Raw genomic sequence first — 21324 nt, 5'->3', positions numbered from 1 at the left:
TCTGTGAGTGAGTTGTCCACCGAGGTTCCAGCGCAGTCCGCCAAGCCGACGATCTTCTTCGACGGCGTGTCGAGCCGCAGGCGGGAGGTGTCGCTGGCGCTCGGTGACGCGCTCGAGATCGTCGAGGAGGGCGGAGCGCCGGTTCGCTGGATCTATGCCGACATTCGCCGCGCCGACAGTCCGGCCGGGATATTGCGCCTGGCCTCGACCTCCGCGCCGCCGCTGGCGCGGCTTGAAATTCGCGACGCCGCGCTCGCCGCGGACGTGACCGCCCGCTGCATGCGTCTCGACGAGCACCAGACGTCGCGTCGCGGTGTCGCAAAGATCGTCGGCTGGTCGGTGGCCGCCGCCGTCTCCATCGTTTGCGTCGTGCTGTTCGGTGTGCCGCTCGCTGCGGACCGGCTCGCGCCGCTGGTGCCCAAGCCGATCGAACGGCGCATCGGCGACGCCTCCGAAGTCCAGGTGAAAACCATCTTCGGCCGCAAGGCGTGCGAAGACCCCGCGGGCAAGGCCGCGTTCACAAAACTGGTCAATCGTCTGCGCGATGCCGCCGGCCTCGACGACGATTCCATGACGGCCGGTGTGCTGCCGACCTCGGTGCCGAATGCATTCGCGCTGCCCGGCGGCAAGGTGTACGTGCTGAGGGGCCTGGTCGACAAGGCCGAAAACCCCGACGAACTCGCCGGCATCCTTGCCCATGAGCTCGGCCATCTCAAGCATTACGACAACATGCGCGGGCTGATCTACAACGGCGGCACCTCGTTCCTGATCGGCCTGTTGTTCGGCGACGTCACCGGCTCGAGCGCCGTGATCTTCGCCTCGCGCAGCGTGGTCGAAGCCTCCTATTCGCGCGAGGCCGAGACCGACGCCGATACGTTCGCGATCGAGATCATGCACAAGCTCGGCCGCTCGCCGAAGCCCGCGGCCGAATTGATGTTCCGCATCACCGGCAAGGAAGGCGGCTCCGGCCTCACCACGATCCTGGCGAGCCACCCGCTCACCGAAGACCGCCTCTCGCGCATGACGAAGGAAGATCGTCCCGCCAGCGGCCCGCCGCTGCTGACGGACAAGGAATGGCAGTCGCTCAAGCTGATTTGCGGCAGCGGGAAGATCTAAGCTCCGCGCCTACCTTGTCCCGTAAGCGCGGTCGCCGGCATCGCCGAGGCCCGGCAGGATAAAGCCGTTCTCGTCGAGGCCTTCGTCCACCGCAGCCGTCCAGATCGGAACGTCGGGATGCAGTCCGCGCAGCCGTTCGAGCCCCTCAGGGGCCGCGATCAGGCAGGCGAGGCGGATGTCCCGCGCGCCGCGCTCCTTCAGCCGGTCGATTGCGGCGACGGCCGTGTTGGCGGTCGCGACCACCGGGGTCACCACGATCGCCAGGCGCTCGCTGAGATCGGACGGCGATTTGAAGAAATACTCGACCGCGGCAAAACTGTGGGGCTCGCGGTAGAGGCCGATATGGGCGACGCGCGCGGTCGGCACCAGATCCATCATGCCGTCGACGAAGGTCGTGCCGGCGCGCAGCATCGGCACGAACACCAGCTTCTTGCCGGCGATCTTGGCCGAATGCATCGTCGCCAGCGGCGTCTCGATGACGGTATCGGCGAGCGGCAGATCCCGCGTGATCTCGTAGCACAGGAGCATGCCGATCTCCTTGATCAGCTCGCGGAAGGACTTGGTCGAGATGGATTTGTCCCGCACCAGCGTCAGCTTGTGCTGCACCAGCGGATGATCGACGATCGTGACGCCTTCCATGATGGGATGCCTTTCTTCCTTCTCCCCTTGTGGGAGAAGGTGGCGCGAAGCGCCGGATGAGGGGTCGTTTCCGCGAACTCCAGTGAGAGATGCGCCCGTGGAGACAGACCCCTCACCCGGCTTCGCTTTCGCGAAGCCACCCTCTCCCACAAGGGGAGAGGGTTAGAAAACCGTGCCGTCGCTGATGACCTTGAGCGGCGGTGCGCCGTCGGGCCGGCGCGCGAAGGCGATGGCGCGGCCGGCGGCCCAACTGCCACCTTCGAGAATGCTCGCGAGGGGCAATGTCTCGGGCGTGCGGCCGAGCCTGGCGCGGATGCTGCCCGCAAGCCGGTCGAGCAGCGCGACGGTGAGCGCGCGCCACTCCACGACGAGCAGGGAATCCACTGCATGCGCACGCTCGGCATCGGCGGGATCGCGCAGGCGCAGCACCTCGTGATCGACAAACAGGCCGCCATTGCGGTATTCGGCAAGTCCGGTCAGGCCGTCGATGTCGGTGACGTCAAAGCCGGCGCGCTGCAGCGGTTCGATCAGCGAATAGCTCAGCCATTGCGACAGCTTGTGCAGCGGCACGAGGCCTGCCGTTCCGTCGTCCGCCTTGATGGCCGGATGGCGCCAGCAATCGCCGAGTGGAATCCCGGCGAGCGCGAGCCGTGACGGCCAGATCGGTCCAAGCTGGTTCAGCACTGCGGACAGGATGGCGGGCGCGGCGACCGCGCCGCCCACAGCCTGCGCCGCGATGTGATCGAACAGGCCGCCTGGCCGCGGCGTATCGTGCAGGCCGAAAATGTCCGCACGCTCGGCAACCAGCTTGCCCAGACGCCGCAGCAGATCAGTGCGTCCCTCGAGACCGAGCAGCGGATTGGCATCGCTCACCTGAAAGGCGGAGGTGAGGGAGGCGAGCGGTAGTTTCGCCAGCACGTCTGCATCGGCCCCGAACGGCGCACGCGCATCGCCGGAGAAGAGGCCGCCTGCAAACATGTCGAGGCTCGCGATGGCAAGCCCTTCGGATCGGCCGATACTTTCGCCGGTCACGGCGTCGCGATAGCGCCACGTAGCTCCCGCGCCTGCGTCGAGCAGCACGCTGACGATGGCGAGGTCGAACTCGGCGCGCGCGCGTGCCGCGCGATCCGGCCATGATACTTTGTCGGCAAGGCCCGCCCAGCGATCGACGCCGCCGAGCACGAAATGCCGCCATCGCGCATGGAAGGGGATGTCCAGCGTCGGATAGGCCTTGCGCGTGACCGCGATCACGGCCTCCGCCACACCGTCCATGCGGTCGAGGTCGATCGTGAAGTGCCGGAGCCCGCCGGCAAGGCCGATATCGAGCATTTTTGCGGCACGCGCGCGAACCGCTCCTGCGCAGAGCAGGGAGCGGGCCAGTTGTTCCAAAGCCTCCGCCATCGCGCGATCAGTATTTTTCCAGCGAGCGCCCGACCACGCCGTTCACGTCCTTCTCCGGCGCGATGTCGGTCGAGTAATAGCCCGCAGCCTTTTTCGCGGCGATCTCGACATAGGCGTCGGCCGGGATCAGCTCCGGGGGGATCGGCACGCGCTCGACGATGTCGATGCCCTGCGAGGTCAGCGCGTCATGCTTCATGTCGCTCATCGACAGGAAGCGGTCGATGCGCTTCAGGCCGAGCCAGTGGATCGTATCCGGCATCAATTGCTGGAAGCGCGCGTCCTGGACGCCGGCGACGCATTCGGTGCGCTCGAAATAGGCGGCCGCCGCGTCGCCGTCCTCCTGGCGCTTGCGCGCATTGTAGACCAGGAATTTGGTGACCTCGCCGAGCGCGCGGCCTTCCTTGCGGTTGTAGATGACGAGCCCGAGCCCGCCTTCCTGTGCGCCGCGCGCGGATTCCTCGATGCCGTGGATGAGATAGGGCCGGCAGGTGCAGATGTCGGAGCCGAACACGTCGGAGCCGTTGCACTCGTCATGCACGCGGCAGGTGATCTTGGTGCGGTGGTCCGGCAGTTTTGTCACATCGCCGAACATATAGACGGTGGTGCCGCCGATCGGCGGCAGAAACACCTTCATGTCGGGCCGGGTGACCAGCTCGGGGAACATGCCGGCGGTCTGCTCGAACAGCGTGCGCCGCAGCTCGGTCTCGCCGGTGCCGAAGCGCGTCGCAAGGCCCGGCAGGTACCAGACCGGATCGATCGCGATCTTCACCACGGACACGCTGCCATTGGCATGCACGACCTCGCCGTCGGCGCGCAGCCGTTTTGCGGCCAGCGCCTCGCGGATCTCAGGCAGGTCGAGCCGCGCGCGCGTCACCGCGATGCTCGGGCGGATGTCGACGCCCTCGGCGATGTCCTTGCCGAAATTCTCCGCGACGAGATGCCCCCAGGGATCGAGCGCGACGATCTTGTCGGGATCGCGCCATTGCTCGAACGGCCCGATGGTCGCGGCCGGAAAGGTGTTGGTGAGGTCGGGACGGCGGATCGGATCGAGCGCGCCGGCGGACACCGCGAGCGCCCGGTACATCGCGTAGGAGCCGCCATGGCTGCCGATCACGTTGCGAGCCCCAGCGCGCGATACCGTGCCGATGATCGGCCCCCGGGCGCGCGCGTCGGCTGCGCCCCAGTGAATCGGAAACGCGGCCTTCTTGCCCGGCTCCGGATGGGAGGTAAGGCGGATGTGATCGGTACGGTTCGCGCGGCTCATGTCCAGGCTCCCAAAAAGCCGACGGCCCGCCGCTCGGACGGGCCTGGCTCACTTGCGTTACCGGTGCCGAACACCGGCGACGCGAGCTCAATCCAACATATTGTAGCGGCCGGCGACGAGAGACAAGTTAATGGTACCGCGCCGGGCAGGCGAGCATGGCCAAATTCCCGTCACCGACGGGCAGGTCCGGCTCGCCTGGATGCCGCGCCTTCGCCCCGGCCGAACCCTGCTATTCGATCCGCGCGATAGGTCTAAGGATTTGAAATAGTTTTATTTTTCATGTTTTCAAGAGGGTGTTGTGGTGGCCGTGCGAGACTGGACAAAACGTATATAATCAGACAAAAAGTATAAGTCGTCTCGCTCCGGAGTCCGCCATGCCCGCCGCCAGCTACATCGACCCCCGTAATGGAAAGCTCTACGCGCTGGAGCAGCCGCGCTGGTGCTCGGACGAGCGCACGCCGCTGCTGGTGACGCCGGGGGCAGGGATCTCGCGCGAAGACATCGACAGCCGCGCACGATCACTGTGGCGCTACCGGGCGGCGCTGCCGGTGGAGATCAAGAATCCGATCACGCTCGGCGAAGGTTGCACGCCGCTGGTTCAGCAGGAGTGGCGCGACCTGCGCCCGTTCTTCAAGCTCGAATGGTTCAACCCGACCGGCAGCTTCAAGGACCGGGGCTCTTCGGTGATGCTGTCGTTCCTGCGGCAGATCGGCGTCGACGCGATCCTGGAGGACTCCTCCGGCAATGGTGGCTCGTCGATGGCCGGGTTGGGTGCCGCCGGCAACATGCGCGTGAAGATCCTGGCGCCCGCGTCGACGTCGCCGGCCAAGATCGCGCAAGTGCGCGCCTATGGCGCCGCGGTGCAGCTCGTCGAGGGGCCGCGCGAGGAGTCGGAGGCCGAGGCCATCCGCCAGTCGAGCCAGACCTTCTATGCCAGCCACAATTGGCAGCCGTTCTTCCTCGAAGGCACCAAGTCGCTCGCCTATGAAATCTGGGAAGACCTCGGTTTTCGCGCGCCCGACAACGTCATCGTTCCCGTTGGCGCCGGCAGCAGCCTGCTCGGTTGCGCCTTCGGCTTTCGCGAGCTGCTGAAAGCCGGGCAGATCGCGAAGCTGCCGCGCCTGTTCGCGGCGCAGCCGCTAAACTGCTCGCCGATCGATGCCAGCTTCAAGGCCGGCGTCGATACGTCCGTCGCGCGCGAGGTGAGCAAGACCATCGCCGAGGGCACCGCGATCAAGAATCCGCTGCGCCTGCGCGAGATCATCGCTGCCTTGCGCGAGAGCGGCGGTGGCACCGTTGCACTGACCGAGGACGAGATCGTCGCCGCCCTGCGGCGTCTTGCGCGGCAGGGCCTGTTCGCGGAGCCGACCAGCGCCGGCGCGGCCGCCGCATTGGAAAAACTCTCCGCTGCCGGATCGATCAAGGCGAACGAGACCACGGTCGCTGTCCTCACGGGTACAGGCCTCAAGGCTGCAACCACCGTCGCCGATCTCGTGCAGTAGGGGAGGGCGATGAATCGAGCCAAGTCCGCCCCCGCCGCATCGAGCAAGATTGCCGCCGAGCGCAAACTGCTGTTCGATCAGTTGCAGCAGATCGCGCAAGGGCTGGGCGAGACCTTCGCGCCGTTCTGCGAGGTCGTGCTGCACGATCTCACCGATCCCCGGCAGGCGATCGTCGCGATTCACAACAACCTCTCGGGCCGCAAGGTCGGCCAGCCCGCGACCGAGCTTGGCCTCGCACGCGTTGCCGACCCCGACTATGCGCAGGTGATTTCGAACTACGCCAACAGCTTTGCCGACGGAAGGCAGGCCAAGAGCACCTCCATCGGTATCAAGGATGCGGACGGTTCTTACGTTGCCGCGCTCTGCCTCAACGTCGACCTGACGCTGTTCCAGGGCTTGCAGAGCGCCATCGGTCAGTTCGTCAGCGTCGATGCGAACAACAGCCCGCGCGAGCAGCTCATTCCCGTGGGCGCGGACGCCATCCGCGCCCATATCGACCAGTTCGCCGCGCGCCGCGCCACCACGCCCCGCGCGCTCAACACCGAAGATCGCCGCGCACTGCTGCACGAATTGCGGGACGCCGGCTGCATGCAGGTACGGCGATCCTCGGACATCATTGCGGCCCATCTCGGGGTGTCGCGTGCCACGGTGTATGCCGATGCCCGCTAATTTGTTGGACCTCGAAACGCCCTGTCTGCTGCTCGACGAGCAGCGGCTCCGCGCCAATGTCGCGCGGATGAAGGCGCATCTCGCGCCTCTCGGCGTGGCCTTTCGCCCGCATCTGAAGACCGCGAAATCGCTCGACGTCGCCCGCATCGCGATGACCTCGGCCACTGGGCCGGCAACGGTCTCGACGCTGCGCGAGGCCGAATATTTCGCGGCCGGCGGCGTGCGCGACATGATCTACGCCGTCGGCATCGCACCCGCGAAGCTCGATCGCGTCTCCGCCATCCGTGCCACCGGCGCCGATCTTGCCGTGATCCTCGACAGCCTGGAGCAGGCCGACGCCGTCGCCGAACATGCCGCGAGCACCGGCGACGCGGTTCCGGCGCTGATCGAGGTTGACGCGGACGGCCATCGCTCCGGCGTCGCTCCGACCGACGCGGCAACGCTGGTCGCCATCGGCAGGCGTCTGGTCGCGGGTGGCGCGACCTTGCGCGGCGTGCTGCTGCACGCTGGCGACAGCTACGCACTGAACGATCCCGCAGCCATCGCGGATGCGGCAGAAGCGGAACGCATCGCCGCCGTGACTGCGGCGAACGCCTTGCGCAGTGCAGGTCTGCCCTGTCCCGTCGTCAGCGTCGGCGCGACACCGACCGCGCGTTACGTGCGGGACCTGACAGGCATTACCGAGGTGCGCGCCGGCGTCTTCATGTTCGGCGACCTCTTTCAGGCCGGCGTCAGCTCGGTGGCAATGGACGATCTCGTGCTCTCCGTGCTTGCCACCGTCATCGGCCACCAGAAGGCAAAAGGCTGGATCATCGCTGATGCCGGCTGGATGGCGCTGTCGCGCGACCGCAGCACGGCGAAACAGGCGCTCGACCAGGGTTATGGCGTGGTCTGCGATCTCGCCGGAAAGCCGTACCCGGACCTCATCGTCGCCGATGCCAACCAGGAGCACGGCATCATCGCGCTTCGAAAAGGCTCGAATGCCGCGCTGCCCGACCTGCCCATTGGCTCCCGCATCCGCATCCTCACCAACCACGCCTGCGCGACCGGCGCACAATATGATCGCTATCAGGTGCTGGATGGTGAAGGCGGAGTCAGCGCGGTCTGGCCGCGGATCAATGGGTGGTAGGAAGTGCGTCGCGGGGCCTTGCTTACCCTCCCCCTTCCAGGGGAGGGTAAGGAGCGCCTCACTCCTTCAGATCATTCACGCGCTTCACCCAGGCGCGCACATCGGCGAGCACCTGGGGCAGCACCGCCCTGACCTCCTGCACGGTCATGCCGGCCTTGATGCGGGGATCGTAGAGCAGGTTGAGGATGTACTGGTCGTAGACGTCGAAATAGCCCATCGACACATTGTCGTTGAACATGGTCCACGGCACGCTCGCGGTGTCGTTGATCGGACCGAGCGATTGCAGCAGTTCCTCATAGGCGCAGTCGAGGAAGGTGAAATCGCCGTTGTCGACGGTGAGGATCACGTCGGAATGCTCGATCTCGAAATTGTCGTTCTTGCGGAAGCCAGACAGGCATTGCGGATCGAGCGAGGTGCGGATCTCGCGCGCCTTTTCCGCGCCGTAGAAGCTGGAAATCGTCCGAAACAGGTCGCGGTCGCGAACCAGCTTCACCCGCACGTTCGCCGCTTCGCTGGTGTCGATCATGGCGATGTCGAGATGCTGCACGCGCCTGCCGATGTCGGCCACGACCTTGGCGAGCTGCGTCTTGCGGTCGGCGCGCTCGCTCTCGGCGTAGACGCGCACCGGCCCGTCGAATTTCCGGATGCGGTCGACGCGGCCGGCGAGGTGGTATTCGGCGCCGAACGCCGTCTTCAGAAAGCCTTCGACGATCTCGCCGTCGGTAAAGCTCTTCTTCTCGGCGCGCTGGCGCGAGGCGATCGCGGGCAGTTCACCCGCGACGGCGATGGTAGCGGTGTCAGGGACGAACGCGAAGGTGGCGAGTGCCAGCAGGGCGATGCGAAAGCCGGACGAAGGCGGGGCCAATGCGCTCATTGCTACCCGACGCTGCCGTATTCGGAAGCGACGCACAAGACCGCATATTCACGCGCCCTGCGGGTTCCCGCAGTGCGGCGACGGCTAGTTGAGCACGACCACCTTGGTGCCGACCGAGACGCGGCTGTAGAGGTCGCTGACGTCGTCATTGGTCATGCGGAAGCAGCCCGAGGAGACCGCCTGGCCGATCGTCTCCGGCTCGTTGGAGCCGTGGATGCGGTAGAGCGTCGAGCCGAGATACATCGCGCGCGCGCCGAGCGGATTCTCGATGCCGCCCTTCATGTGGCGCGGCAGGTCCGGCCGGCGGGCCAGCATCTGCGACGGCGGCGTCCAGCTCGGCCACTCCTTCTTGGCGGTGATCCTGTGCACCCCGCCCCAGCGGAAGCCGTCGCGGCCGACGCCGATGCCGTAGCGCAGCGCCTGGCCGTTCTGGAGCACCAGATAGAGCCGCCGCTCGCTGGTGTTCACCACGATCGTGCCGGGGGCGTAGTTGCCGTTATACATGACGGTGGTGCGGGGGATCGGGCTCGAACCGCCACCGAAGAAGCTCGGGCCGAAGCCCATGATGTCACGCGAGTCGTACCCCTCGGCGAATGCGCCGCCGGCGGCAGTCGACAGCAATGCGATGGCGGCAATCGGTGCGGCAAAAAACCGGATCATTGTTTCCCCCAGCAAAAGATCGATTCAACAAGAGCCAAAGGCCATATTTGCAGGCATTTCGCAAGCCACGGCCCCGTGAGGCAAGTCCTTTACGAATACGCCATGCTTAACGATTGGCGTTACCAAATCGGCAACGGCGCCGATTTGCCGGAAAGCTTAGAGCGTTTTCACGCGAAGTGGATACCGGTTCGTATCAGGAAAACGCGTCAAAACAAGAATCTAATGCCCCGTTCCGATTCTATCGGAACGGGGCATTAGCCAAACCGGCGCGTTGCGGCGCGGGGCAGGGCCGCGATGCCGGCTATTGCTTTGACGAGACGAGCGAACAATGATTGATCGGACGGATTATTGGACATTGCCGGTCGCGGGAGCTGAAGAATGAACGGTGCGGAAAGCCTGGTGCGGACGATGGTCAAGGGTGGGGTGGACGTCTGCTTCACCAATCCGGGCACCTCCGAGATGCATTTTGTCGCGGCGCTCGACCGCGTGCCGGGCATGCGCTGCGTGCTCGGCCTGTTCGAAGGCGTGGTGACCGGCGCCGCCGACGGCTATTTCCGCATGAAGGGCACGCCGGCTTCGACGCTGCTGCATCTCGGCCCCGGCCTCGCCAACGGCCTTGCCAATCTGCACAACGCCAAGAAGGCGAATTCCGGCATCGTCAATATCGTCGGCCAGCATGCGGTCTACCACATCGGCTACAACGCGCCGCTGACCTCCGACATCGAGGGCCTGGCACGGCCGATGTCGTCCTGGGTCCGCACCTCGCCGGATTCCAAATCGGTCGCCGCCGACGGCGCCGCGGCGATCGCCGCCGCCAAGAGCGCGCCGCCGCAGATCGCGACCCTGATCCTGCCCGCCGACACCGCCTGGAACGAGGCCGACGACATCGTCGAGGTGCCTGCCGAGCAGCAGCGCGCGAGCTATTCGCCGCAGGCTGTCGAGCAGGCCGCAAAAATCCTGCACGGCGACGGCGAGCGCACGCTGCTGCTGATGACCGGCAGCGCGCTGAGCGAAAAGGGCCTGGCGCTGGCCGAGCGCATCGCCGGCAAGACCGGCTGCACCGTGATGGGGCCGACCTTCCGCCCGAAGATGGCGCGCGGCCGCGGCCGCTTCTCGATCGACCGCATCCATTACGTGATCGAGAACGCGCTGCCGATGCTGGAGAAGTTCCGCCACATCGTGCTGGTCGAGTCCGATGATCCCGTGGCGTTCTTCGCCTATCCGAACAAGCCGAGCATGCTCAAGCCCGAGGGCTGCGAGGTGCACCGCATGACCACCTGGGGCGAGAATTCGGTCGCGGCGCTCGAAGCGCTGGCCGGCGCGGTGAAGGCGAGCGCGAAGGACGTCAAGCCGCACGCCTTGGCTGAGCTGGTGAAGCCGACCGGCGCGCTGACCTTCGCCTCGATCGCGCAGGCGATCGCATGCGCCATCCCCGAGAACGCGATCATGGTCGACGAATCCCTGACCACCGGCCGCGGCTTCTTCCCGCCGACGGCGGCGGCCGCTCCGCACGACTGGCTCCAGAACATGGGCGGCTCAATCGGCTTCTCCACGCCGCTGTCGATCGGCGCCGCGATCGCCTGTCCGGATCGCAAGGTGATCACCATGGTCGGCGACGGCAGCGCGATGTACACGATCCAGTCGCTGTGGACGCAGGCCCGCGAGAACCTCAACATCGTCACCATCGTGTTCGCCAACCGCATCTACCAGATCCTGCGCGGCGAGTTCGACAATGTCGGCGCCGGCGAGCCCGGCCAGCGCGCCAACGACATGCTGCGGCTCGACCGTCCGACGCTGGACTTCGTCGCGCTGGCGAAGGGCATGGGCGTGCCCGGCCGCGCCGTCGCCAATGCCGAAGAGTTCAACAAGGCTCTCGCCGAAGCCGTCGCCGAGCCCGGGCCGCGGCTGATCGAAGTCCAGATGTAGGGCGCAGCATCAGGGAGCGCCGAGGGCCGGGGGGCAAGATGCAGGCCGAGCTGAACAAGGTGATCGCGGCGCTCCGGGACCTCTACGCCCACGAAGGATTCTTGTTCGAGAAGGACGTCGGCGAGCGGGCGCTGACGCACCGCTTCGCCGTCTATCTGGAGCGGCAATTCTCCGGCTGGTCGGTCGATTGCAACTACGACCGCCTCGGCGAGCGCACGCTGCATCTGCCGCACGGCACGATCGTCTCCACCGACGATCATCTGGGAAAGTCGATCTACCCCGATGTCGTCGTGCATCAGCGCGAGATCCCGAACAATCTGCTCGCCGTCGAGATCCGCAAGGCGAGCAATCACACCTCGCTCGAGCACGATCAGCACAAGCTGATGGCGCTGACCGACGCCCATGTCTGGTTCGCGTACTGGATCGGCGTGCTGCTGGTGCTGGACAGGCAGCATGTGACGATTTCGGAGGTCTATGTCAGCGGCGTCGTGGATCAGCCACTGTCGCTATGGTTTGCGGCGCGCCTCGCGGAGAACGGTCTCGGGGCCGCGCATTAGACCGTCTCCACAGCGTCATGGCCGGGCTTGTCCCGGCCATCCACGCCTTGTCACGTGGTACAAGGACGGTTGATGCCCGGGCCTTCGCCTCGCCGAAGCGGACTGTCGGCGAAGCGGATCGTCTTCATGTAATAAGTGTTGCGGCGTGGGCGTCATGCGCGCACGCCGCAACTTCGTCAATAGGCACGCTGCTGCGAGAACGCGTAGCGCGGATTGATGCCGCAAGAGGCCGACGTGCCGGAGGCGGTGGCGAGGCACTGCTGATAGCTCGCGAACTGGCAGTTGCCGGGATAGCCCCACATGCGTCCCTGCAGGCAATATCGATCGTTTGCAGGATGTGCCTGGGCGGCCGGGGATGCTACGGCGACCAGGGCGGCGAACGATGCGAGAGTGAGGATGATGCGACGCATTTCAATCTCCTTCGAGAGCGGATGGACGGGAACGTCAGCGAGCCGGGCTCGTCTGAGGCATGTCATGCCTATCTTGGTGTCGCCGGAATGCCGTGCGTTCGCGACGTGGCACATCATGACGCAGCCGGCGGCCAGCAATGTGATCTCCGCCACAGTTCGCGGTGGGGGGCCGGGCTATCCTGAGCAGACTTGCGCGCGTCGATCCCGGAGAACTACGCTTGTCTCATTCGGATCAGGTATTTTGGAGCTTCTAATGCAAAGGTCACACTTGCTGGCTGCGACAGCAGCGCTGGCGCTTCTCATCCAAACACCGCTCGCGCTGGCCCAGAGTGCGCCGGCCGCCGGCGGAACCGCAGCGCCTGCCGCGACAACCACTGCGCCGGCAGCGACGACGACAACGCCGGCCGCGACCAGCGACACCTCCAGCCAGCCGGCCGACTCCAAGAAGAGCGCATCGAAGAAGCCGGCGAAGAAGAAGATGACGAGGCAGCAGGAGATCGATCATTCGGTCGACAGCGGCACCGTGCCCGCGCGCTACCGCAGCTCTGTGCCCAAGCAGTACCAGCGGTACATTCCGTTCGATAAGCAGTGACGGATCTCACGGCGGCGCGACGTGATCGGACGTCGGGCCGCCGGTGCCATCGTGTGGCGGCCTAGGCGTGACGCCTTGTCGTAGCGCCTTGGCCAGGCGCAATCCGGCCATACATCCCCAGTGGCGGTCTGCGAGAGCGGTGCTAGAGTAGGCCGAAGCCCGGGGGGAGAAATGAGCGACGACGTGAAGGATGCTGGCCTTGTGGCCATGATCAGCAGCATCCTGGGAGGCAACAAGCGCGCAGACAGCAGTGCTCCGCCGCCGCTCACCGAGGTTCCGCCGACAGCGCCGACGAACGGGTTCGAGCCGATCGAGCCGTCCACAACCGATCCTGCACCGGCCGAATCCGACGATGCGCCCGATGCCGAGCCGGCTGCCGCGAAGCCGGTCGAGCGGCCAGCGAAAATCACCACGACGCCTGATGGCAAGAAGCTGCTTCCCGCCGAGGCGATTGCCGATCTTGTGCTTGGCGAACTGCGCAAGCTGGAGAATTTTCCGGCGACCGGCGCCTCCGTCACGGTCTACGGTTACAAGCACTGGAACGCGATGATCACCTTCGCGCCGTTCTCGACCACGTTCCAGAACGCGACGCGGTTCCGCCAGGCCGTGCCAGACCTGGTCTTCAAGCTGCGCCGTTTCGTCGAACTTGAGATATAGTCCGGGACAATCACCGGCGGCTGTTCGGCGCGATTCCCCGCTGTGGGGCGCGGGACGAGGCGCGAGCGGGTGTCCGAAACAGTTCGACAGGATTTTGAATTGAGCGTCGCCTTTACCAAGGAAGAAAGCGCCGAAACCGCGTCCGAGACGCTGTTGCCGGATCGGCCGATCTCGCCTCATCCAAATCTCGTGACGGAAGCAGGCTTGCAGGCGCTGCAGGCGCAGCTTCGCCAGGCGCGCGAGGCCTATGAAGCCGCGCAAGCCATCGAGGACGTCAACGAAAAGCGCCGGCAGTCGGCGGTGCCCCTGCGCGACGCTCGCTATCTGACCGAACGGCTGCGCACGGCGCAGGTCATTCCCGATCCGGCGTCGACCGATGTCGTCGCCTTCGGCAGCACCGTGACCTTCAGCCGTACCGACGGCCGCGTGCAGACCTATCGCATCGTCGGCGAGGACGAAGCGGATCCAAAGGCCGGATCGATCTCGTTCGTGGCACCGGTTGCGAAGTCGCTGATCGGGAAGGCGGTCGGGGATGTCGTGGGTTCAGGCGCGCAAGAGATCGAGATTCTGTCGATCGCGTAGCGATGCGATCCGAGGCCCGCATGGTGCGCGGATCGAACTCCGACAGCTCTGGCTTCCGATCGGGTTTCGCCAACTTCGAGGCGCTCCTGGGTCAGTTGCGCTGCCGCGACTTAGCTGTTCAGCCAAAACCGCGAACGTCATATAGTGAGGGGGTATCAAGACCAATTTATTGCGTGTCAGGCAAAGGGAGGGATCCATGCGGAAGTCCCTGTTCCTCGTCATCGTAGCCGGTCTCGGCCTATCAGGACCACAGGCTCTGGCCGCGCAAGACGATGTAGATCAGCAGCTCGGCAGCGTTCATTTCCAGACCTCTTGCAACGATGTGGCCCAGCGTCGTTTCGATCGCGGGATGCGCTATCAGCATTCCTACTGGTACGCCAACGCCAAGGAGATCTTCGAGGAAGCCATCAAGGCCGACCCGACATGCAGCATGGCCTATTGGGGCATTGCGCTCACCTACATGGACAATCCGCACAATGCGATTCCAAAGCCGAACCTGGCGCCGGGCCTCGCCGCGATCATGAAGGCCAAGGAGATCGGCGCCGCGACCGAGCGCGAACGCGACTACATCGATGCGCTGATGGTGATGTATGCCGATTACGACAAGATCCCTCACGTCCAGCGGATGCGCATGCTGCGTGACGCGCAGGCGCGCGTCGCGGCAAAATATCCAGACGACGACGAAGCCCAGATCGCCTACGCCATTACGCTCAATACGTCGGCGGATCTGAACGACAAGACCTACGCGCAGCAAATCAAGGGCGCGGCGATTCTCGAGCCGATCTCCAGGCGGCTGCCGATGCATCCGGGCGTGACGCATTATCTGATCCATCTCTACGATTACCCGGCGCTGGCGCAGAAAGGGCTCGATGCCGCCAATCGTTACGCCAAGATCGCACCGGCCGCGCCGCACGCCCAGCACATGCCCTCCCACATCTACACACGCGTCGGCTATTGGAAGGAATCGATCGACTCCAACACCGCGTCCGTGAAAGCCGCGATGGCCGAGAAGTCGGTCGGCAACTATCTGCATGCACAAGACTACATGGTCTATGCTTACCTGCAGCTCGGCCAGGACAAGCAGGCGCGTGCCGTCATCGACGACATGATCAAGGAGACCGACTTCAAGGCGACAGTCGCAGCGGCAGATTACGCGCTGGCGGCTTCGCCGGCGCGTTATGCGATCGACCGTGGCGATTGGGAGGGTGCCTCGCAGCTGCCGGTCAGGCCGAGCGGCCTCAACTTTGCGATGGCAGTAACGCATTTCGCCCGGGCCCTCGGCGCGGCTCGCTCCGGCAAACCGGAAGCCGCCAAGGCCGACATCCAGAAGCTGGCGGAATTGCGCGACAAGCTGCAGGACGCCAAGGACAATTATTGGTCCGGAATCGTCAACATTCAGCGTCAGGTCGCCGTCGCCTGGGTGCTTTACGCCGAAGGCAAGTATGATGAGGCGCTCAATGCGATGAGTGCCGCGGCGGATGCAGAGGACAAGACGGAAAAGCACGTGATCACGCCCGGACCGCTGGCGCCGGCGCGCGAGCTTTACGGCTTCATGCTGCTCGATCGCGGCATGGCCAAGGAGGCGCTTGCGGCATTCGAGGCAACCAAGGCGAAAGAGCCGAACCGCTTGCACGCTTTCGCGGGGGCGGCCAAGGCGGCCGAAGCCCTTGGTGACAGGGAAGCGGCACGACAGAACTGTCAGCAGCTCGTAACGCTGACGGCCAGTGCCGATCCGGAACGCCCCGAGGTCGCGGCGGCGAAGCAATACCTCGCCAGCAACTGAGCCGGAACGAGAACGGTGGAATGATGAGAAGGGCAGCCGCCATCGCCGTCGCAGCAGTCGTGCTGGGAAGCGCGCTGGCGGCATCGCTCGTGTGGCTCCATGTGCCACGGCATGCTGCCGCGAATTCCGCCACGCCGGTGTGGCACGAGGTGACTTGGCCGTTCTCGATTGACCAATGGGGCAAAGGAAAGGCGTTCCGCTGCAAGGCGGCCGACTGCGGTGTCGAGGTGACGCTGTACCTGCGCGCCAAGATAGGTTTTTGTAATTGCGCGACCGGCGTCGCCGATGATGATGACCTCGATCGCATGGGCGATACCGTTCTCCTGGGCGAAGTCTCTCCACGCGGTTCCGGCCATCCCATCAGGATTGCGTCGATGAACGGTCGCAGCCGCGCCTACACGCTCAACTCACGTGGCGCTCCCGGCAAAACGCTGGTGTCGGTCGTCTACAACGAACGTTGCGACATGATCGCAGCGACCGCTGTCATTGGCCACGATCGGCCGGAGGCCATCGAACCCCGCGTGATCGAGTTTCTGGGCGGCAGCACCGCGATGCACTGGGCCGAAGTCACACTGGGTCTGTGATTGACCGCGCCTTCCAGATCAGCGAGCATTTTCAATGCGGCGAATGGCCCGCGCAGCTGGGGCGAGGATTGCTATCGACAGGGGCGATCTCATTCGCCTAAAACATCGGCCATGCGTTTCGGTTGTCTTGTCCCGATATCGAAGGTCTCCGCCGTGTCCGCGAAACAAAGCGCGGCGGCTGGATGAGACGATTTCTGTCGGGGGCGTTGCCGTTCTACGCGCTGGCCGGATTGGCCATGTGCATGTACCTCGTCCTGTACAAGACGAACCTGTTCGACTTGAACGCGATCGTCCAGGGTGCGACCGGTTCACCATGGTTTCCGGTCTTCATGTTCGCTTGCGTGCTCCTGGAGTCGGTCTTTCCGTATTTCGGCTATTTTCCCGGAACCGCCCTCATCCTGATGTCCGTGGCGCTCAATCCGAAGCCCGCGGATGTCTCGGTTTTTGTCGTGGCGTGGGCGGCCATCATCGTGGGCGCCGTTCTGAGTTACGGACAGGCTCGCTTTTTCAGACCGATGTTGCAGCGGGTTGCCTCAAAAGCGGCACTGAGCCGATGCGAGTCCCTCCTCGACTCCTATGGTCCTTATGCGCGTGTTGCCTTGTTCGTTCATCCCAACGCTTGCGCGATGTATTTCACGGCACTCGGACTTCTCGGCCGGAACCTGACGCGAGAGCTCGCCCATCTTTGCGTGGGTGCAGCGGCTTCCGTGGGCATTCTGTTCGTCATCGTGACCAGACTGGTGTCGTCCGCGGGTGCCACCGATGATGGGGAATTGCAGGTGCTGCTGGCGGCTGGCCTGGTCGCCATCGGGACCCTCGTCGGCCTCTACGCGGCCTGGCGGCCGGATCAGGCCGCTTGAAGCTTGATCCGGAAGAGCGCGAAGCGGTTTTCCGACCAGAGAGCTCGCTTTGAGCTTGGTCGGTCATGATCCATTTGCGGAAGCACCCAAGTCAGAGCCTAAACCAAGGCAGGGTGAGATAGACGCAAGCGATCATCGAGAGGATGGGAATTACCCACACCCATCCCGACCAGAAGTTTCGCACTGAACGTCCGGGTAGCGACGCAGCAACGAGGGCGACGATCAGTGCCCCGAGCGCGGCCGTCGCGGCCCACCCGTACCAGTACATCGCTGGAGCTAGAAATCCCATCGCAGGGTCAGCAACGTCTCGCGAATGATGCGTGCCCGCCAGCACGATGCCGAGCGACGGGAAAACGGTGAAAAGCGCAAGGTCTTTTGCGAGTGCAACCACGTAGAGGAAGCCAAATGTCGTCCCGAACGCGAATGCAAAGCGGCGGAACGCAGCCGATAACGTCATGCGCCGAAACCCCTCATGTTGTTTACGACGTGGCCAGTTAGGAAGCCCCACCAGATGACAAAGGCGAGGATCGAGGTGAGCATCGTGCGCGTCTGAGCAGGCTCCTCGGCACGCGGCCGTCGCCAGCAAACCCAGTAGGCAGGTAGCAACGCAAAACCGATAGCGGCGAAGTGCTCCTTGAGGTCGAAGAAGCCCAGGGCTGGCCAATGACCGGCGCGCTCTAACTCTGGCCTGATGTCGACGCGAAAATACAGATAGATGATCCCACCGAGCAGGATGGAGATGGCATACAGGACGACGACGGCGTCGGCGAACCGGGCCGATGGCACGGAGCGAAAGCGGCCGAAAAACGAGCTGGGGCGCGTTCCCACAGTCGCCCACGTCGCCAAAGTCTGGTGCGTAATCGCGCCAAGCAATGCAACGGCGACCAAGCCGTGAATAATCAGGAGTACTGTCGTCAGAACCTCACCCCCGGCCTATTGCCCGCTCGCTGTCACGTGAAGAGTTCCTCGGTTCCGAATGGCTCTGCTGACCATGGCCGGAAGCGATTGAGGGTGAACTTCGTCTTCTGGCCGGGTTCAACGTCCACCAGCACGTAGTTGTACTCCTCTTGCGGAGGCTGGCCCTTCCAGTAAAGGTCCTGCGGATAGTCGGCGGGCACCTTGATGCTGGTTCGCCCCGGCAGGATTGGGTCTTGTTCTGCGCCCCCACCGCCCAACATCAGATACTTTACCCCATCCACATCGTAGATTTCCGTAGTGTGGACGTGCCCGTTCAACACGACCACCTCCATGTCCCTGGCATACGACGCAATCACCTTGTGCGGGTTATCGGGAGCCGGGATCGGGCCTAAGCCTGACCGCGCAAACACGGGATAGTGGAAGACGATAAACGCCTTCCGAATGCCATTGGCCTTCGCCTCGTCCATCCACTTTTGAAGCTGGGTCATCTGCTCGGCATATTTTGGCCGATCAGCGTCCCACTGCGACGGCGAACGGTAATCGTACTTGCCGCTCCAGAGATAGATGAAGCGGGTGCCCTTGAAGTCGAATTTGTAGATGAGGTTTTCCGGCGTGACGCCGAATTTTTTCAGATACGGCACAGCCGAAAGTACGCCCTCAATCTTTGGGTCGGCCCACACCTCATGATTACCCACACTCATGAAAAAGCGGCCATCCAGACCGGCTGCGCGCATCTCGTCGTCCGGCGCTGGTAGCTTCTTCAACATTGTTTCGTTCACGCGCTTCCAGTATGGGCTGTCACTCACCGTCAAGCCCTGATTGCCCCACCACACAGCGTCACCGCTATTGACCACGAATTTGGCGCGACCGGACTGAACGTCCTTGACGATTTCGCGCGTCACCCATTCGCCGCCCTGAAGCCGGAACATGGTTCGATGCACTCCGGGAAGCAGTTTCACGTCTTCAACGGATGCCTCGGTGACCCAACCCTTGTCTACCGTCAGGGTCATCACTTCCGTCTTGGATGCGAACGGCATGACGACCTTGATCAGGTCCTTTGTGACCGGATCGAAGATCATCTTCACATCCTTCGCTACGACGGCCTCGGCGACCTTCTCCGGCATGACCAACCCGAACATCTCGACGAAGAACTTGCTGAGGTCCGGTTGCCCCTCTTTCAATGGGAGGTACATCATCGGTCGGGTATCGCCGACCGCCACGAATGAAAAGCCGGCCGCCGCGGGAAGCGGTGCTTGCGCGGTCGTTGTTTGTGTCTGGGCACCGGCAACGCGTGGCACGGAGAATGCGGGCAGTGCTGCGAGTGCGCCTAGAACCAGGCGACGACTGGGCTCGTTAGGCCAAGAGGATTGCATAATGATCACCCCTGATCGAGGAGAGGGAACGAGGCGCCGCATCGGGCGCGCAAACGGCCCGATTTGCCGACTGTTTTCCGTGGACCTTCAGCGGCGGACAAGCTTGATATAGATCAACGTCGTCACCAGCCGCGGCATCCCAACGGTCCAAGAACGCCAGAGCATGAAATTCGGCTGAAGAGGGCAAAGCCGGACATCGGCCCACAATTCTGATATATACCATTCAATTTCCCCGAGCTTGGGGGGCGCCTTGAGCAGCGAGCACGCAGAGCGCCGGCTGGCAGCTTTTCTGGCCGCGGACGTTTGCGGGCATCGCAGGCCCGCAAAAATACAGCGGCAAGGACATGGCGAGCTCACACAGGAGCCTGCCGGCTTCCGTATGGTTGGAACTACGAGCCTTTGGTATTGCGGTTATACGCGCTGCAATTGAGCCATGCGGCGATGTCCATCGGCCGACGCGTCTGGAGTGGCGAGCATGATGTCGATAAAACTGCCGCTGTGGCTTCGCTTTGTCCTGCTTGTCGGCGTCGTCGTCTTTGCGGCAGGCGCAAGTCTTCTTGCCTATCGGTACTACAGCCGCCCGGTAACGCTGACCGTGGCGGTCGGTTCGGTCGACGGCGAGGCGGCCAAGGCAATGTCAGCGATGGCAGGGGAGTTCGTTTCAACGAACGCACCGGTCCGGCTCAAGGTCATCGACAGCGGCACTGCGCTCGAGGCCGCTGCCGCTTTCTCCGCCGGTAAGGTCGATCTCGCTGTGGTTCGCGGCGATGTCGGCGACTTGTCGCAGGCGCAAGCCGTCGTCGTCGTCAGCCATATGGTCGTACTGATCATCGCGCCGCCGGGATCGTCCATCGACAGCATTGCTAACCTGAAGGGACGCACGGTCGGCGTGGTCGGCGGAGCAGTGAACGCCAAAATTGTCGATGTGTTGACCAAGGAATACGATCTGGCGGGCGCGAAAGTTGTATTCAAGAACCTTGCTTTGACGGATGTCCGGCAAGCCATTCAGTCAAAACAAGTCGGTGCCCTGCTTGTCGTGATCCCGCTCGCCGAAAAATATCTCTCGCTCGTTCGCGGATTTTTTCAGCTCGACCGTAAAAAGACCCCGGTGCTGATCCCAATCGAGTCCGCGGGGGCAATTGCAGAGAGGGAACGCGCTTTTGAGAGCTTTGACGTCCCGAAGGGCACGCTGCGGGGATCGCCGCCGGTCCCGGAAGATGACCTGACGACCCTGAGGACCTCGCTATACCTGGTTGCGCAAAAGAAGCTGGGCACTGATCTGGTAACCGACCTCACGGAGGCAATCATGAGCGCGCGCAGGAATCTTCTGCGCGAGCAGCCGATTTTCGCGCAGATCACCGCGCCCAGCACCGACCAGGATGCCTACCTTCCGCTGCACCCTGGCGCGGCAGCCGTCTACAACAGCACCACGCAGAGCTTCATGGATGAATACGGCAACTGGATCTATTTGACGCCGATGGTACTGGGTGGCGCTGCCACCATGCTTGCGGCGGCGTGGAAATTCCTGGGCGTCGGCAACCGGGCACCCGAAGGCCCGCTCGATTCTCTCTATGCCCTGGCGCGCCGGATTCGGAAGGTCGACACGGAGGCTGAACTTTCGGATATCGAAGACGAAATCGACGGCATTCTAAAGGCGGAGCGCGCCAAATCCGCTGCTGGAGACGAGAGCGCGGTGGATGATGCCACATTGAACGTGGCAGCCCACCGGCTGGAGAGCTTGATTCACGACCGACGCAGATTGATCGCCAGGGGACCCGCAGTTGCCTCCGCGGCGAAGGCGACACAACGCTAAGTCACGACACGCCTC

22 protein-coding genes are annotated in these 21324 nt (G+C 64.1%); 13 read left to right on the top strand and 9 right to left on the bottom strand.

From position 1 onward, the window contains the following. Positions 1-3 precede the first annotated feature (3 nt). Complete coding sequence (locus ACKWRH_RS37420) at positions 4-1116, top strand: M48 family metallopeptidase (RefSeq protein ID WP_445217626.1); 1113 nt, start codon at positions 4-6, stop codon at positions 1114-1116. Between the two features lie 9 nt (positions 1117-1125). Here ACKWRH_RS37420 and upp read toward each other — a convergent pair whose 3' ends face one another. The 3 genes from upp to ACKWRH_RS37405 form a co-directional block, all read right to left on the bottom strand. Next, positions 1126-1755, bottom strand: coding sequence for a uracil phosphoribosyltransferase (gene upp / locus ACKWRH_RS37415; protein ID WP_014492299.1), 630 nt, complete (start codon positions 1753-1755; stop codon positions 1126-1128). A 162-nt stretch (positions 1756-1917) separates the two neighbouring features. Continuing rightward, positions 1918-3156, bottom strand: coding sequence for a URC4/urg3 family protein (locus ACKWRH_RS37410; protein ID WP_445217625.1), 1239 nt, complete (start codon positions 3154-3156; stop codon positions 1918-1920). 7 nt (positions 3157-3163) lie between these two features. Beyond that, positions 3164-4420: a GTP cyclohydrolase II gene (locus tag ACKWRH_RS37405; protein ID WP_445217624.1), complete on the bottom strand. Its 1257-nt coding sequence runs from the start codon at positions 4418-4420 to the stop codon at positions 3164-3166. Between the two features lie 374 nt (positions 4421-4794). Between ACKWRH_RS37405 and ACKWRH_RS37400 the strand changes: the two genes are divergently transcribed. The 3 genes from ACKWRH_RS37400 to ACKWRH_RS37390 are packed head-to-tail and all read left to right on the top strand — an operon-like array spanning position 4795 to position 7720. Then, positions 4795-5922, top strand: a complete 1128-nt coding sequence (locus ACKWRH_RS37400) for a threonine synthase (protein ID WP_445217623.1) — start codon at positions 4795-4797, stop codon at positions 5920-5922. Between the two features lie 9 nt (positions 5923-5931). Further along, positions 5932-6591: a helix-turn-helix transcriptional regulator gene (locus ACKWRH_RS37395; RefSeq protein WP_445217622.1), complete on the top strand. Its 660-nt coding sequence runs from the start codon at positions 5932-5934 to the stop codon at positions 6589-6591. Continuing rightward, on the top strand, positions 6581-7720 hold the full coding sequence (locus ACKWRH_RS37390) for a DSD1 family PLP-dependent enzyme (RefSeq protein WP_445217621.1): 1140 nt from the start codon (positions 6581-6583) through the stop codon (positions 7718-7720). Before ACKWRH_RS37395 ends, ACKWRH_RS37390 begins: the two co-directional genes overlap by 11 nt. A gap of 58 nt (positions 7721-7778) precedes the next feature. Here the strand turns inward: ACKWRH_RS37390 and ACKWRH_RS37385 are convergent, their stop codons facing one another. Next, positions 7779-8594: a DUF2927 domain-containing protein gene (locus ACKWRH_RS37385; RefSeq protein ID WP_282523331.1), complete on the bottom strand. Its 816-nt coding sequence runs from the start codon at positions 8592-8594 to the stop codon at positions 7779-7781. Positions 8595-8678: 84 nt separating this feature from the next. Next, positions 8679-9254: a L,D-transpeptidase gene (locus ACKWRH_RS37380; protein WP_445217620.1), complete on the bottom strand. Its 576-nt coding sequence runs from the start codon at positions 9252-9254 to the stop codon at positions 8679-8681. A gap of 378 nt (positions 9255-9632) precedes the next feature. Between ACKWRH_RS37380 and ACKWRH_RS37375 the strand changes: the two genes are divergently transcribed. After that, positions 9633-11180: an acetolactate synthase large subunit gene (locus ACKWRH_RS37375; protein ID WP_445217619.1), complete on the top strand. Its 1548-nt coding sequence runs from the start codon at positions 9633-9635 to the stop codon at positions 11178-11180. A gap of 38 nt (positions 11181-11218) precedes the next feature. After that, positions 11219-11737: a hypothetical protein gene (locus tag ACKWRH_RS37370; RefSeq protein ID WP_445217618.1), complete on the top strand. Its 519-nt coding sequence runs from the start codon at positions 11219-11221 to the stop codon at positions 11735-11737. A gap of 176 nt (positions 11738-11913) precedes the next feature. On the opposite strand, the gene ACKWRH_RS37365 is transcribed toward ACKWRH_RS37370, so the two are convergent. Continuing rightward, positions 11914-12147 carry a DUF3551 domain-containing protein gene (locus tag ACKWRH_RS37365; RefSeq protein WP_085398745.1) on the bottom strand — a complete coding sequence of 78 codons (234 nt, stop codon included), beginning with the start codon at positions 12145-12147 and terminating at the stop codon, positions 11914-11916. A 253-nt stretch (positions 12148-12400) separates the two neighbouring features. Here ACKWRH_RS37365 and ACKWRH_RS37360 point away from each other — a divergent pair, with 253 nt between their 5' ends. From ACKWRH_RS37360 to ACKWRH_RS37335, 6 genes are all read left to right on the top strand, one after another. Further along, complete coding sequence (locus ACKWRH_RS37360) at positions 12401-12739, top strand: hypothetical protein (RefSeq protein WP_445217617.1); 339 nt, start codon at positions 12401-12403, stop codon at positions 12737-12739. 171 nt (positions 12740-12910) lie between these two features. Beyond that, positions 12911-13396: a hypothetical protein gene (locus ACKWRH_RS37355; RefSeq protein ID WP_445217616.1), complete on the top strand. Its 486-nt coding sequence runs from the start codon at positions 12911-12913 to the stop codon at positions 13394-13396. A gap of 99 nt (positions 13397-13495) precedes the next feature. Beyond that, positions 13496-13978, top strand: a complete 483-nt coding sequence (greA, locus tag ACKWRH_RS37350; RefSeq protein ID WP_445217615.1) for a transcription elongation factor GreA — start codon at positions 13496-13498, stop codon at positions 13976-13978. A gap of 196 nt (positions 13979-14174) precedes the next feature. After that, positions 14175-15761 carry a tetratricopeptide repeat protein gene (locus ACKWRH_RS37345; protein ID WP_445217614.1) on the top strand — a complete coding sequence of 529 codons (1587 nt, stop codon included), beginning with the start codon at positions 14175-14177 and terminating at the stop codon, positions 15759-15761. A 59-nt stretch (positions 15762-15820) separates the two neighbouring features. Further along, complete coding sequence (locus tag ACKWRH_RS37340; protein ID WP_445217613.1) at positions 15821-16345, top strand: hypothetical protein; 525 nt, start codon at positions 15821-15823, stop codon at positions 16343-16345. A gap of 182 nt (positions 16346-16527) precedes the next feature. Beyond that, positions 16528-17205: a hypothetical protein gene (locus ACKWRH_RS37335; RefSeq protein ID WP_445217612.1), complete on the top strand. Its 678-nt coding sequence runs from the start codon at positions 16528-16530 to the stop codon at positions 17203-17205. Between the two features lie 91 nt (positions 17206-17296). On the opposite strand, the gene ACKWRH_RS37330 is transcribed toward ACKWRH_RS37335, so the two are convergent. The 3 genes from ACKWRH_RS37330 to ACKWRH_RS37320 form a co-directional block, all read right to left on the bottom strand. After that, positions 17297-17662: a hypothetical protein gene (locus tag ACKWRH_RS37330; RefSeq protein ID WP_028151240.1), complete on the bottom strand. Its 366-nt coding sequence runs from the start codon at positions 17660-17662 to the stop codon at positions 17297-17299. Next, positions 17659-18093, bottom strand: a complete 435-nt coding sequence (locus ACKWRH_RS37325; RefSeq protein WP_445217611.1) for a hypothetical protein — start codon at positions 18091-18093, stop codon at positions 17659-17661. Before ACKWRH_RS37325 ends, ACKWRH_RS37330 begins: the two co-directional genes overlap by 4 nt. A 62-nt stretch (positions 18094-18155) precedes the next feature. Continuing rightward, positions 18156-19421: a metallophosphoesterase family protein gene (locus ACKWRH_RS37320; RefSeq protein WP_445217610.1), complete on the bottom strand. Its 1266-nt coding sequence runs from the start codon at positions 19419-19421 to the stop codon at positions 18156-18158. 550 nt (positions 19422-19971) lie between these two features. On the opposite strand from ACKWRH_RS37320, the gene ACKWRH_RS37315 reads away from it, so the two are divergent. Beyond that, positions 19972-21309 (top strand): TAXI family TRAP transporter solute-binding subunit, encoded by a 1338-nt coding sequence (locus ACKWRH_RS37315; RefSeq protein ID WP_445217609.1) that lies wholly within the window; start codon positions 19972-19974, stop codon positions 21307-21309. Positions 21310-21324: the final 15 nt, after the last annotated feature.

It is taken from the genome of Bradyrhizobium sp. Pa8 (assembly GCF_052588265.1).
Note: the sequence above shows the minus strand (reverse complement) of the source record. Positions and strands in the feature narration are given on the sequence as shown.

Bases quoted from the DNA above. Each gene is read 5' to 3' on its own strand.
- ACKWRH_RS37360 (WP_445217617.1), top strand. From the start codon at position 12,401: ATGCAAAGGTCACACTTGCTGGCTGCGACAGCAGCGCTGGCGCTTCTC.
- upp (WP_014492299.1), bottom strand. From the start codon at position 1,755: ATGGAAGGCGTCACGATCGTCGATCATCCGCTGGTGCAGCACAAGCTG.
- ACKWRH_RS37355 (WP_445217616.1), top strand. From the start codon at position 12,911: ATGAGCGACGACGTGAAGGATGCTGGCCTTGTGGCCATGATCAGCAGC.
- ACKWRH_RS37400 (WP_445217623.1), top strand. From the start codon at position 4,795: ATGCCCGCCGCCAGCTACATCGACCCCCGTAATGGAAAGCTCTACGCG.
- ACKWRH_RS37365 (WP_085398745.1), bottom strand. From the start codon at position 12,147: ATGCGTCGCATCATCCTCACTCTCGCATCGTTCGCCGCCCTGGTCGCC.
- ACKWRH_RS37385 (WP_282523331.1), bottom strand. From the start codon at position 8,594: ATGAGCGCATTGGCCCCGCCTTCGTCCGGCTTTCGCATCGCCCTGCTG.
- ACKWRH_RS37410 (WP_445217625.1), bottom strand. From the start codon at position 3,156: ATGGCGGAGGCTTTGGAACAACTGGCCCGCTCCCTGCTCTGCGCAGGA.
- ACKWRH_RS37390 (WP_445217621.1), top strand. From the start codon at position 6,581: ATGCCCGCTAATTTGTTGGACCTCGAAACGCCCTGTCTGCTGCTCGAC.
- ACKWRH_RS37375 (WP_445217619.1), top strand. From the start codon at position 9,633: ATGAACGGTGCGGAAAGCCTGGTGCGGACGATGGTCAAGGGTGGGGTG.
- ACKWRH_RS37380 (WP_445217620.1), bottom strand. From the start codon at position 9,254: ATGATCCGGTTTTTTGCCGCACCGATTGCCGCCATCGCATTGCTGTCG.
- ACKWRH_RS37395 (WP_445217622.1), top strand. From the start codon at position 5,932: ATGAATCGAGCCAAGTCCGCCCCCGCCGCATCGAGCAAGATTGCCGCC.
- ACKWRH_RS37345 (WP_445217614.1), top strand. From the start codon at position 14,175: ATGCGGAAGTCCCTGTTCCTCGTCATCGTAGCCGGTCTCGGCCTATCA.
- ACKWRH_RS37330 (WP_028151240.1), bottom strand. From the start codon at position 17,662: ATGACGTTATCGGCTGCGTTCCGCCGCTTTGCATTCGCGTTCGGGACG.
- ACKWRH_RS37315 (WP_445217609.1), top strand. From the start codon at position 19,972: ATGATGTCGATAAAACTGCCGCTGTGGCTTCGCTTTGTCCTGCTTGTC.
- ACKWRH_RS37335 (WP_445217612.1), top strand. From the start codon at position 16,528: ATGAGACGATTTCTGTCGGGGGCGTTGCCGTTCTACGCGCTGGCCGGA.
- ACKWRH_RS37405 (WP_445217624.1), bottom strand. From the start codon at position 4,420: ATGAGCCGCGCGAACCGTACCGATCACATCCGCCTTACCTCCCATCCG.
- ACKWRH_RS37370 (WP_445217618.1), top strand. From the start codon at position 11,219: ATGCAGGCCGAGCTGAACAAGGTGATCGCGGCGCTCCGGGACCTCTAC.